Origin of the sequence: Kitasatospora sp. NPDC058243 (assembly GCF_042882025.1) — a bacterium.
Taxonomy (GTDB): Bacteria; Actinomycetota; Actinomycetes; order Streptomycetales; family Streptomycetaceae; genus Kitasatospora.
This window is the reverse complement of sequence record NZ_JBHVWW010000083.1, coordinates 21,449-32,597: the sequence shown is the minus strand read 5'-3', so window position 1 is coordinate 32,597 and position 11,149 is coordinate 21,449. Positions and strand designations below refer to the sequence as shown.

At 74.1% G+C, this 11,149-nt stretch carries 8 protein-coding genes; 4 read left to right on the top strand and 4 right to left on the bottom strand.

The features are described from left to right. Window positions 1–147 precede the first annotated feature (147 nt). A complete protein-coding gene (locus ACFVX9_RS35440) occupies window positions 148–2,505 on the bottom strand; it encodes a glycosyl hydrolase family 18 protein (RefSeq protein WP_387985901.1) in 2,358 nt (785 codons plus the stop codon). 284 nt (window positions 2,506–2,789) lie between these two features. Between ACFVX9_RS35440 and ACFVX9_RS35435 the strand changes: the two genes are divergently transcribed. The 3 genes from ACFVX9_RS35435 to ACFVX9_RS35425 all read left to right on the top strand — a co-directional run bounded on the left by ACFVX9_RS35435 (window position 2,790) and on the right by ACFVX9_RS35425 (window position 5,275). Continuing rightward, on the top strand, window positions 2,790–3,437 hold the full coding sequence (locus tag ACFVX9_RS35435) for a class I SAM-dependent methyltransferase (RefSeq protein WP_380482528.1): 648 nt from the start codon (window positions 2,790–2,792) through the stop codon (window positions 3,435–3,437). Window positions 3,438–3,499: 62 nt separating this feature from the next. Beyond that, window positions 3,500–4,177, top strand: a complete 678-nt coding sequence (locus ACFVX9_RS35430) for a hypothetical protein (RefSeq protein ID WP_380482526.1) — start codon at window positions 3,500–3,502, stop codon at window positions 4,175–4,177. 51 nt (window positions 4,178–4,228) lie between these two features. Continuing rightward, entirely contained in the window at window positions 4,229–5,275 is a 1,047-nt protein-coding gene (locus ACFVX9_RS35425) for a hypothetical protein (RefSeq protein ID WP_387985896.1), read from the top strand. Here ACFVX9_RS35425 and ACFVX9_RS35420 read toward each other — a convergent pair. Next, the gene (locus ACFVX9_RS35420) at window positions 5,272–7,503 is read right to left on the bottom strand and encodes a hypothetical protein (RefSeq protein WP_387985893.1); all 2,232 of its coding nucleotides are present in this window, start codon (window positions 7,501–7,503) and stop codon (window positions 5,272–5,274) included. The two genes, ACFVX9_RS35425 and ACFVX9_RS35420, sit on opposite strands and share 4 nt — an antisense overlap. Before the next feature lie 372 nt (window positions 7,504–7,875). Here ACFVX9_RS35420 and ACFVX9_RS35415 point away from each other — a divergent pair, with 372 nt between their 5' ends. Then, window positions 7,876–8,463 carry a TerD family protein gene (locus ACFVX9_RS35415; RefSeq protein ID WP_063350626.1) on the top strand — a complete coding sequence of 196 codons (588 nt, stop codon included), beginning with the start codon at window positions 7,876–7,878 and terminating at the stop codon, window positions 8,461–8,463. A gap of 50 nt (window positions 8,464–8,513) precedes the next feature. On the opposite strand, the gene ACFVX9_RS35410 is transcribed toward ACFVX9_RS35415, so the two are convergent. Together ACFVX9_RS35410 and ACFVX9_RS35405 are read right to left on the bottom strand one after the other, a co-directional pair. Beyond that, entirely contained in the window at window positions 8,514–10,175 is a 1,662-nt protein-coding gene (locus ACFVX9_RS35410) for an ABC transporter permease (RefSeq protein ID WP_380482520.1), read from the bottom strand. Then, window positions 10,172–11,098: an ABC transporter ATP-binding protein gene (locus ACFVX9_RS35405; protein ID WP_063350628.1), complete on the bottom strand. Its 927-nt coding sequence runs from the start codon at window positions 11,096–11,098 to the stop codon at window positions 10,172–10,174. Before ACFVX9_RS35405 ends, ACFVX9_RS35410 begins: the two co-directional genes overlap by 4 nt. Between the last annotated feature and the right edge of the window lie 51 nt (window positions 11,099–11,149).

Here is an 11,149-nt window from a genome sequence, read left to right as displayed (position 1 = left end):
CCTGATCGGAATCCTCGCGTTCGGCGCCGGCTGGTACACGGCCCGTGCCCGGGAGACCACCCCCGCCCCCCACCCCCCCCCCACCCCCCCCCAGCCCACCCCCGCCGGCACCACACCCCCCCCCCCCCCCCACCGGTGTGCCGGGCGTCAGCGCAGGCTGCCGTCCATGGAGTTGAGCAGCGTGCCGGAGGCGTCGTCGTTCTCCAGGGAGAAGGCGAACAGACCGCCGAGGCCCTTGCTCTTGGTGTAGGCCCCGCGCGCCTGGATGGCCTGCGGGGTGTCGCCGGTCCAGAAGTTGGTGCCGTCGTAGACCCAGCTGCTCTCGGTGACCGGGTCCCAGTGGGTGGTGGCGGCGGTCGGGTTGAGCTCCTTCCAGGCGGCCAGTCCGGCCTCCTGGCTCAGCGGCTTGGCGGCCGTGGGGCCGGTCGCGCTCTGGTACAGGCCGTAGTTGGAGCCGGCCGGGACGCCCGTCCAGCCGCGCCAGTAGAACGGGATGCCGAGCACCAGCTTGTTGGCGGGGAAGCCGCCGGGGATGCCGTACTCGGGCAGGCCGGTGGTGTACGCGGCGAGCATGGTGTCCACGTTGTACTTGCGGGTGCCGGGGGTGATCGGCGTGGTCGGGTCGGCCGGGCTGTCGTGCAGCGGGTCCTGGTGGTTGGTCGGGCCCTTGGCGTCCCAGGCGCCGTGCATGTCGTAGGACATGACGTCGGCGTAGTCGAGGTAGTTGCCGATCTTGTCGGTCTCCAGCTGGGCGATCTTGTCCTGGCCGCTGGGCAGGGCCGCGGACAGCAGGTAGCGCTTGCCCTGGGCGGAGCCGAGCGCGTCCAGCTGGGTGCGGAACTCCTTGAGCAGGAGGGTGAAGTTCTGCTTGTCGGCGGGGGAGTAGTGGTTGCCGGTGTGGCCGCCGGCCGAGCCCGGGTACTCCCAGTCGAGGTCGACGCCGTCGAAGATGCCGGCCGCCGTGGCCGCGCCGCCGGAGGCGTCGCCCGCGACGCCGGTCGGCAGGTTCCCCTTGAGGAACATGTCGACGCAGGAGGAGACGAAGGTCTTCCGGGAGGCGTCGGTGGCGGCCGCGTCGGAGAAGTACTTGGAGTACGTCCAGCCGCCGATCGAGATGGTGAACCGCAGGTTCGGGTACTTGGCCTTGAGCTGGCGCAGCTGGTTGAAGTTGCCCTTGAGCGGCTGCTCCCAGGTGTCGCTGCTGCCGTCCACGCTGGTGCCGGAGTTGTAGTCGGACTGGTAGTCGGCGTAGGCGTCGCCCGCGCCGTCACCGGCGTTGGGGTTGTTCTCGTTGGTCGAGTCGGAGGCCTTCACCGCCTGGAAGCAGGTGAGCTTGGTGGGGTCGATGTTGGCGAACGCGTAGTGGATGACGTCCAGCTTGCCCGCGGCGCCGCTGGTGTCGACGTTCTTCGGGTAGTACGCGTTCTCGTAGACGCCCCACTGGTCGAAGTAGGCCGAGCGGACGGGCTGTTGCGCGGGCGCGGCGGCCGTCGTGGTGCTCACCGCGGCGGACTGGGCGGAGGCGTGGGAGCCGGAGTAGCCCTGGACGCTGAAGGTGTACGCCTTGCCGGGCAGCAGCGAGCTGACGGCGACGGAGGTGCCCATCGAGGTGGCGACCAGCTGGCCGTTGGACCACACCTTGTAGGCGATCGGGCCGTCGCCGGTGGTCAGGGTGGAGGGCTGCCAGGTGAGCACCACGGCGCCCGCGGTGACCTTGCTGACGGCGACGCCGGTGGGCGTGGTGACCTTGCCGTCCCCGGCCGGGCCGCTGGCGGTGGCCGTCGCGGTCGGGCTGCCGGATCCGGTGGGGCTGCCGCTGGCCGTCGGGCTGCCGCTCGCGGTGGGGCTGGTCGAGGCGGTGGGGCTGCCGGACGCGGTCGGGCTGCTGGACGCGGTGGGGCTTCCGGAGGCCGTCGGACTGCCGCTTGCGGTGGGGCTGCCGGTGGAGGTGGGCCCGGCCGGGCCGGTGAGGCTGAGGTCGTCGGCGTAGTAGGCGCCGGTGCCGTACCAGCCGTGGGTGAAGACCGTCACCGAGGTGGTGGTGGCGCCGGTGGTGAAGGTGGTGCTCAGCTGGTTCCAGCCGGTGCCGCCGGGCGTCCAGACCGAGGAGTTGACGCCCGTCCCGGTGGCACCGAGGTAGACGTAGCTGCCCTGGACGAAGCCGGACAAGGTGTACGTGGTGTTCGGCTGGACGGTGACGGTCTGCTGGCACTGCGCGGTGTCGGAGGCCGAGGCCGCGCCGCTGAGCGCGTAACTCCCGCCGTGCACCGGGGTGGTGACGGCGGAGCCGTTGGCGCAGGTCCAGCCGGTCAGGGTGCCGGCCTCGAAGTCGCCGTTGGCCAGCAGGTTCACCGGGGCGGCCGAGGCGGGGCTGAGGGTCAGGGCGAGGGCGGCGCCGCTGGTGCTGAGCGTGGCGGCGAGGGCCAGGGCCATGGCCCGTCTGCGCGGAGCGGTCCGGCGCCCGGCGGCCTGGGCGGGCCGTGCGGGCATGACGCGGTCGTGCATGCGGTGTGTCCTCCGGATGTGTGGGGGTTCCGGCGGTGCGTGGCCCGGGTGGGCCGGGGGAGCCGCCCGGGCGCTGTGGGGGCGCGCGGGCAGGTGGAGCGTGCCGACGTACGGACGGCGGGCGCGGCGGGCCGGCTGACCCGCTCGCGTCACGACATCACAGATTGGACTGGACCAATATTCGCCGTCAAGGGTGTCCGCCCGCTGGACCGTTCCGGGCCGCCGCCGCCCGGGCCCGGTAGGTTGACCGCTGCGGAGCAGGCCCGCCGAACGGAGGACTCGCCATGGACAGCCAGGACTGGGACGACCGCTACGCCGCGACCGAGCTGGTGTGGGGCGCCGAGCCCAACCGCTGGGTGGTCCGCGAACTGGCCGGCCTCACCCCGGCCCACGCCCCCGGCCACGCCCTCGACCTGGCCGCCGGCGAAGGCCGCAACGCCATCTGGCTGGCCGGCCGGGGCTGGGAGGTCACCGGGCTGGACTACTCCGCCGTCGCCCTGGAACGCGCCGAGCGGCTCACCGCCGACCTGCCCGACGAGGTCGCCGACCGGCTCACCTGGCGGCACGGCGACGCCCGCACCTTTGAGGCCCCCGCCGCCGGCTACGACCTGATCCTGGTCGTCTACCTCCAAGTCCCCGCCCAGGACCGGCGGACCGCGCTGCGCCGCGCCGCCGCCGCGCTCGCTCCCGGCGGCACCCTGCTGGTGGTCGGGCACGACCTGAGCAACCTCACCGAGGGCGTCGGCGGCCCGCAGGACCCGGCCGTGCTGTTCACCCCGGAGGACGTCCTCGCCGACCTCGCCGACCGTGGCCTGCGCACCGTCCGGGCCGAACGGGTGCACCGGACGGTCGGCCCGGAGCCCGGGCACAAGGGCGAGGGCGACGGCGTCGCGGTCGACGCGCTGGTGCGCCTGGAGCGGGGTGCCGAGTGATGACGGGGCGCCGAGTGGTGGGAGACCAGGTGGCGGGGGGCCAGGTGAGGGGAGGCCGAGTGATGGAGAACCGAGTGGCGGCTCGGCCGGCCCGGCGCACCCTGCTCACCGGCCTGGCGATCGCCGCTCCGGTGCTGCTGGCGGGCTGCTCGGCCTCCTCCGGCAAGGCCGGCAAGAAGGCGGGCAAGGAGGCCGCCGCGGCCAGGGCGAGCGACGCGGGCGGCGAGGCCCTGGTGATGATCATCCGGCACGGCGAGAAGCCGGACGGCGGCCACCCGGGACTGGACGAGAACGGCGGCCACGACGGCAAGTCCCTGACCGAGCGCGGCTGGTCCCGCGCCCGGGCGCTGCCCACCCTGTTCGCCCCGCCCGCCCCCGGCCTGCGCACCCCCGCCCGGATCCTCGCCGCCACCGACCAGGGCCCGCTGGCCGGGGCGCACCGGATGCGGCAGACTGTCACCCCGCTGGCCGCCAAGCTCGGGCTGACCGTCGACACCGGGTACGCCGAGTCCCAGGAGACGGCGCTGGCCGGCGCCGCCCTGGCCGGGCCCCAGCCGGTGCTGATCTGCTGGGAGCACTCGCGGATCCCGCGGATCGTCGAGGCGCTCGGCGCCGCCGGCAGCGGCGCGCCCGCCACCTGGCCGGACCGCTTCGACCTGGTCTGGGTGTTCGCCCGCCCGGCCGGCGGGGCCTGGACCTTCCAGGAGGTCCGCCAGCACCTGCTGGACGGCGACGCCTGATCCGCCTGCCGGCGTACGCAATGTGACGAAGTGTCAACTAGCTTGTGAGTCATGAGGACTCGCACGTTCTTCGTCGCCGCGGCCGTCGCGGCGCTGCTGCTGTCCGGCTGCGCCGAATCCGGCTCCGAGGGCGGGCCGCAGCCCCGGCCGACCCGGGCCAGCGGCGCGCCGCCGACCGGGGGAGAGCGCCGGGCCGACGGTGCCGAACTGCTCTACCGGGCCGAGGCCGGTCGCAGCGCCCAGAACCCCGCCTTCGCCCCGGACGGCCGCTCGGTGCTGCTGACCGAGTTCAGCGAGGGCTACAACAAGGGCGCCGCCGCCCTCGGGGTGCTGCCGCTGGACGGCGCCCGCACGCCGCAGAAGGTCCTGGAGGATCCCGACAAGGCCGCCGTCAACCTCCCGGGCACCAGCTGGAACGCCGCCACCGGCGCCTTCACCTTCGCCACCGACCGGGAGTCCGGCCACGACGAGGTCTGGCTGATGACACCCGGCGGCAGCCCCGAGCGGGTCACCCGGCACGAGGACGGCAGCGGCTACAGCGAGCCGAGCTTCTCCCCGGACGGCGCCTGGATCGTCTTCCAGCAGAGCTGGGAGCCGGAACACGCCGCCGTGCACGGCGACGACGCCGAACAGGACTCGCTCTGGAAGGTCCGCCGCGACGGCGGCCCTCCGGTCCGGCTGGTCGACGGCAAGGGCACCGGCACCGACAACCGGCAGCCGAACTGGTCGCCCCGGGGCGACCGGATCGTCTTCCAGCGGCGTGCCGCCGGCAGTGAGAACTGGGCGCTGTGGACGGTCGGCGCGGACGGCACCGGCCTGCGCCAGGTCACCGACGTGCCGGGCGAGCACACCGATCCCACCTGGTCCCCGGACGGCCGGTACCTGGTGTTCTCCTCCAACCTCGGCGACCTGCCGAACGCCCAGGTCTTCGTGGTCGCGGCCGACGGCGGCCGCCCCGTCCGGGTGACCGGCGACGACGGCTCGTACGACGGCGCGCCGAGCTGGTCCCCGGACGGGAAGTGGATCGCCTTCGAGTCCGCCGCGGGCGGCGAGGCCAACCCCGCCGCCCTCTGGCGCATCCCCGCGCCCGCGCTCTAGCTCGCCGCCACCGTCACCGTCACGACCGAGTACTGCACGACGGTCAGCGGCACGCTGCCCGCCGCTCCCGTGACGGTGTACGGGACGGGCTTGGGCGTCGGGTCGGTGCCGTCCGGGGTGGCGACGGTGACGGCCGTGACGGCGGCGCCGGCGGGGAGGGCGTAGGAGAGCGTGCAGTTGGCGGGCGTGGTGCGGAAGGCCGCCGGGGTGTCGCCGAAGTTGGTGAAGTTCACCAGGTGGACGACGGTGTCGTTGCCGAGCCGCCGCGCGTCCAGGAAGATCCGGCGGTCCCCGGCCAGGGTGACGGCGGGCGGTGCGGACTGGCGGACGGGGGCGAGCAGTTGGTCGGCCGAGGCCTGGTCGGTCTTGGTGAGGTAGCTGAGCCCGGCCCGGTTGCGGACGTACCAGCAGGTGCCGCTGCCGTAGGCGTTCTGCTTGGCGGCCGGCAGCGGGCTTCCGCGGCGCAGCCCGAGCACGTCGGAGAGGGCGAACTCGGTTCGCTGGCCGCCTAGTTCGTCGAGCGCGGTGGGCGCCGGGCCGGTGATCACGATCGTCCCGCCGGCCGCGACGAAGCCCCGCAGCACGGCCGCCTCGGCGTCCGAGACCGCCTGGAGGTCGGGCAGCAGCAGCACCTTGAACCGGGCCAGGTCGGCGGCGGCCAGGCCGGGGCTGGGCACCGTGTCGAACGGGATGTGCGCGTACACCAGCGCCTTCACCGCGCCCCGGAACTCGCCCAGCCAGGGGACGGAGGCGCAGCTCTGCTCCGGGTCGTCGCCGCCCCACCAGTCGGCGATCCCGGCCGGCGCGGTCGCGTTGACGTACATCCCGATGCCCGCGCCCGGGCTGACGTAGTCCCGGGACGGGCTGGAGTGGTAGACGCCGACCTGGGCGGTCGAGGCGGCGTTGTAGAGCCGCTCCTGGTTGGTCTGGACGAAGCGGTACATCCGGGCGCGCATCGCCGCGTCCACGGTGTCGTTCTTGTACGGCGTCTTCACCTCGTAGGGGTTGCAGCCGGCCGCGATCAGCTGGGACATCACCAGCGAGGCGTCGTCGGCCTGCCAGCCGTAGGAGAACGCCCAGGCGGGCTTGGTGCCGCTGGCGCCGCGCGCGTACTTGTACATCGAGATGAGACAGACCCAGTCGGAGGCGGTGGCGTGCCGCATGCCGTCGTAGTTGCCGAGGATGTCCACCTCCCAGACCTGGCTGACGGCGCCCTCGGCCTGGCGCAGGTAGCCGCCGTCCAGGCCGATCGAGGTGGCGTAGCGGTAGTCCATCGAGACGGTCTCGACGAAGGTGACCAGGTCGGGGTTGACCGCGCGCCCGGCGGCGGCGATGTCGAGCTGGAACTGGAGCAGGTTGCGGTGGCGCCATTCGACGTAGCGGCGGAACACCGGGTCGGCGAAGTCGGCGGCCTTGGGCAGGGCGAGGCCGGTGTCGGCCTTGAAGGCGGCCGCGCCCCAGGTGGAGGCGTCGCACCAGGAGAGCACGCCGTCGAAGTAGATCGGGACGTCCGGCCAGATGCCGTCCACACCGGTGGCGGCCACGCCCTTGATCCGCTTGAGGTAGTAGTCCCGCCAGGGCGAGTTGGGGCTGAGCCAGACGCTCTCGTCGCCCGGGTCGACCCAGACCACCACGCTGCCGTAGAACACGTTGGGCTTTCCGGCGAGGTCGCGCTGCACCCAGGCGCCGCCCTGGTCGTTCTTGTAGAACGAGCGGCCCTTCTCGCCGCCGGGGGAGATCAGCTCCAGGGAGGGGTAGTACATGACGACCTTGAGGCCGGCGGCGTGCGCCAGGCCGGTGAAGGTCTTCACCTCGGCCATGTGGGCCGCGAACTCGGCGTCGGTGAGCCAGTTGGAGAGCAGGGTGTCGAGTTCGATGACGCTGACGTTCTGCGCCTTCAGGGCGTCGACGGCGCTCTGCATGTCGGCGGGCTCGTTGAAGGTGCCGTCGCCGACGCGGGCGAACCGGGCCCAGTCCGGCCAGGGCTGCGCCGTGGCGGCGGTGCCCGGGAGGGGTGCGGGTGCGGGCGCGGACTCCGGTACGGGCGCGGACTCCGGTACGGGCGCGGGCTCCGGGGTGGCGGCCCAGGCCTGGCCGCCGGGCAGCAGGCGGACGGCGGCGAGCGCCCCGCCGGTGCCCAGGCCGGCCCGCAGCAGGCGGCGGCGGCCGAGGCGCGAGGTGGTGGCGGCGGTGGCGGGTGCGGGCGGTGTTCCTTCGTGCTCGGACATGGTGGTCCCCCCAGCGTGGGTTGGCGGATCACGGGAACGTGCGCGGAACGCTCGGTGCGTCGGCGGCCGTTCTCCCGGTCGGCGGCGCCTCCGAGCCGACCCTAGACCGCGTGCCGCCCGCCTGTTCGGCCCCTGTTCGCGGCTACGCCAGACGTCGGATCGCCGGTTGCCAGGTTGACCGAGCCGGATTGCGCGCCCGCCCCGCGCAAGCTCCTCCCCGGGGCGCTTGACAGTGTGCAGACCGCCCCCGGTGGTGACGGCGGGGGGAGCGCGGGGTAGGGGTGCTGGGAGCGCGCCGGTCGGATGATCATAGAAGTTCGACAGTGCTGTAGATTCACGGCACGGAGCGGCGGCAGGGACGAGGAGGGCACGATGAGCGTTTCGCTGGCCAAGGGGCAGAAGATCAGCCTGGAGAAGCCGGGCGGCGGTCAGCTGAGTGTGGTCCGGATGGGCCTGGGCTGGAAGGCCGCGCAGCCCAAGGGCTTCTTCGCCAAGCTGCTGGCCGCCGGTCGGGAGATCGACCTGGACGCCTCGGCGGTGCTGTTCTCCCAGGGGCGGCCGGTGGACGTGGTCTTCTTCCAGCACCTCAACAGCAATGACGGTTCCGTCCGGCACAGCGGCGACAACCTGGTCGGCGGCGCGGGCGACGCGACCGACGACGAGTCGATCACCGTCGACCTGACCAAGATGGCCGCCGAGGTCGACCAGATCCTCTTCACCGTCAACTCCTTCACCGGCCAGACCTTCCAGGAGGTCGAGGCGGCCTTCTGCCGGCTGGTCGACGAGCAGACCGGCGCCGAACTGGCCCGGTACACGCTCACCGGGGGCGGCCCGTACACCGCGCAGATCATGGCCAAGGTGCAGCGCACGCCCACCGGTTGGCAGATGACCGCGATCGGGCAGCCGGCCAGCGGGCGGACCTTCCAGGACCTGATGCCGGAGCTGGTCAAGCACCTGTGACCCGGTCCGGGGCCGGCCCGCCGCGGCCGGCCCCGTCGCGGGCCTCGATGTCAGTGCACTTCCAGGTCGCGGCGCCGGAACCCGGCCAGCGCCAGGGCGATCAGGGCGGCCGCGACCAGGGTGAGCGCCGCGAGCGGCGTCCAGTCCATGGCGGCTGCCGGGAGCCGGGGCACCTGCCCGAACGGGGAGAGCCGGTCCAGCCCTGCCGGGAGCTTCAGCAGCGGGCCCAGGTACCCGATCACGAACGCGTACGCCGGCACCAGCCAGGCCAGCTGCGTCGCCCGGGGCAGCCAGCCGTACACGGCGGCGGCGAAACCCACCGTCACCCACTGGGCGGGCGCGAACGCCAGGGCCGCGCCGAGCAGTCGCGGGAACGCGCCGGCGTCACCGGTGGACAGCGCCCCGGCCAGGCCGAAGCCCACCCCCGCCGCGAGCAGCACCGCGGTCGAGCCCAGCAGCGCCGCCGCCAGGTGCCCGCCCAGCCAGCCGGACCGGGACACCCCGGTGGCCAGCACCGGCTCGGCCCGCCCGGCGCTCTCCTCGGCGCGCGGGCGCAGCGTCGCCAGCACCGCGTAGACCGCGCCGACCACCGCCACCACCAGCAGGGTCATCGCGGCGAAGGAGTCGGTGAGCGAGCGGCCGCCGAGCCGGGCGAGGGCCTCCTTCAGCTGGTCGACGTCCTTGACCATCGCGTCGGCGCCGCCCAGCAGTGACCCGTACATCGCGCCGAGCAGCAGCAGCGCGACCGCGAAGCCGCCCAGCAGGCCGCGGTGCAGGCGCAGGGCGAGGCCGAGCGGGGTGCCGAGGGCGGGGCGCGCGGTGGGCGGCCCCGGACGGGCGGCGCGCAGGCCGGCGCCCACGTCCCGGCGGGTGCTCAGCGCGAAGCCGGCCGCGCCGGTGACGACGGTCAGGGCGAGCGCGGGCAGCAGCGGCCACCAGCGGTCGTCCACGAAGGGGTAGCTGCGCTGGAGCCAGCCGATCGGGGAGGCCCAGGAGAGCCCGTTCGACCCGGCGTCCCCGGCCGCGCGCACCGCGTAGGCGGCGCCGAGCACCGTGAGGGTCAGCCCGGAGGCCGTCCGGGCGTGCGCGGTGACCTGGACGGCGACGGCGGCGACCGCCGCGAACAGCAGTCCGGCGGCGGTGGTCGCGGCCCCGAACAGCAGCGCGCCGCCGGTGCCGAGCCCGGGGACGCCGAGGGCGGGCAGCCCGGCGGCGAGCAGCAGGCCGAGCGCGAGGTCGGCGACGGCGGCGGCGCCCAGGGCGGCCGCGAGCTGGGCGTGTCGGCCGACGGCGGCGGAGCGGACCAGCTCGGCCCGCCCGCTCTCCTCCTCGGCCCGGGTGTGCCGGGTGACGGTCAGCACGCTCATCAGCCCGGCCAGCACCGCCAGCAGGCCGAGCAGCCGGTGGCCGAGCATGGCGCCCCAGGTGTAGTCGGCCAGGTAGTGCCCGGGGCCGGTCATGGCGAGGACGGCTGAGCCGGCGGAGGCGTGGGCGATCGAGGCGCGGTCGGCGGCGGTCGGGTAGAGGGTGTGCACGCTGTTGGCGCTGGCGAGGGTGAGCAGGCCGAGGCCGAGCACCCAGGCGGGGAGGCGGAGCCGGTCGCGGCGCAGGGCGAAGCGGAGCAGCGTGATGGTACCGGCCAGGGTGGTGTGCGGGCGGGGTGGGCGCGGGGCCGTGGCGGGCGCGCTGGTCGCGGTGGTGGTGGCGGTCATCGGGCGGCCTCGCCGTCGAGCGGGTGCCCGTTGGCGGCCAGCTCGTCGCCGTAGTGGCGCAGCATCAGCTCCTCCAGCGTGGGCGGATGGCTGACCAGGCTGCGCAGTCCGGCCTCGCCGAGGCGGCGGATGGCGGCGTCCAGGTGGGCGCCGTCCACGGCGAAGTGCACCCGGGCGCCCTCGGTGCGGACGGCGTGCACGCCCTCCAGCGTCTCCAGTCCGGTGACGGGGCGGTGGGTCTCGGCCTCGACCGTGGTGCGGGTGAGGTGGCGCAGTTCGCCGAGGCTGCCGGTCTGCACCACCCGGCCGTGGCGGATGATGCTGACCCGGTCGCCGAGCTTCTCCACCTCGTCCAGGATGTGGCTGGACAGCAGGACGGTCCGCCCCTGCCGCCGGGCCTGGAGGACGACGTCCTGGAAGACCACCTCCATCAGCGGGTCGAGGCCGGAGGTCGGCTCGTCGAGCAGCAGCAGTTCGGCGTCGGAGGCGAGCGCGGCGACGATGGCGACCTTCTGCCGGTTGCCCTTGGAGTAGCTGCGGCCCTTCTTGGTGGGGTCGAGGTCGAAGCGCTCGATCAGCTCGTCGCGGCGGCGGCGGTCGAGCCGGCCGCGCAGCCGGGAGAGCAGGTCGATGGCCTCGCCGCCGGTGAGGTTGGGCCACAGTTCGACGTCGCCGGGGACGTAGGCGAGGCGGCGGTGCAGTTCGACGGCGTCGTGCCAGGGGTCCTTGCCGAGCAGTCGGGCGCTGCCGCCGTCGGCGCGCAGCAGACCGAGGAGCACCCGGATGGCGGTGGACTTCCCGGCGCCGTTGGGCCCCAGGAATCCGTGCACCTCGCCGGTCTCGACGGTGAGGTCGAGGCCGTCCAGCGCGGTGGTCCGGCCGAAGGTCTTGCGCAGGCCGGTCAGGGTGATTGCCTTCGTCATGATGCTGAAGCTACCGTAGTTTCAGAAAAACGTGAATATTGGGAAGGCGTT

What these genes read in the sequence shown, in the direction of transcription:
- ACFVX9_RS35440 (WP_387985901.1), bottom strand. Translation starts at nt 2,505, where the DNA reads ATGCACGACCGCGTCATGCCCGCACGGCCCGCCCAGGCCGCCGGGCGC.
- ACFVX9_RS35435 (WP_380482528.1), top strand. Translation starts at nt 2,790, where the DNA reads ATGGACAGCCAGGACTGGGACGACCGCTACGCCGCGACCGAGCTGGTG.
- ACFVX9_RS35430 (WP_380482526.1), top strand. Translation starts at nt 3,500, where the DNA reads ATGGAGAACCGAGTGGCGGCTCGGCCGGCCCGGCGCACCCTGCTCACC.
- ACFVX9_RS35425 (WP_387985896.1), top strand. Translation starts at nt 4,229, where the DNA reads ATGAGGACTCGCACGTTCTTCGTCGCCGCGGCCGTCGCGGCGCTGCTG.
- ACFVX9_RS35420 (WP_387985893.1), bottom strand. Translation starts at nt 7,503, where the DNA reads ATGTCCGAGCACGAAGGAACACCGCCCGCACCCGCCACCGCCGCCACC.
- ACFVX9_RS35415 (WP_063350626.1), top strand. Translation starts at nt 7,876, where the DNA reads ATGAGCGTTTCGCTGGCCAAGGGGCAGAAGATCAGCCTGGAGAAGCCG.
- ACFVX9_RS35410 (WP_380482520.1), bottom strand. Translation starts at nt 10,175, where the DNA reads ATGACCGCCACCACCACCGCGACCAGCGCGCCCGCCACGGCCCCGCGC.
- ACFVX9_RS35405 (WP_063350628.1), bottom strand. Translation starts at nt 11,098, where the DNA reads ATGACGAAGGCAATCACCCTGACCGGCCTGCGCAAGACCTTCGGCCGG.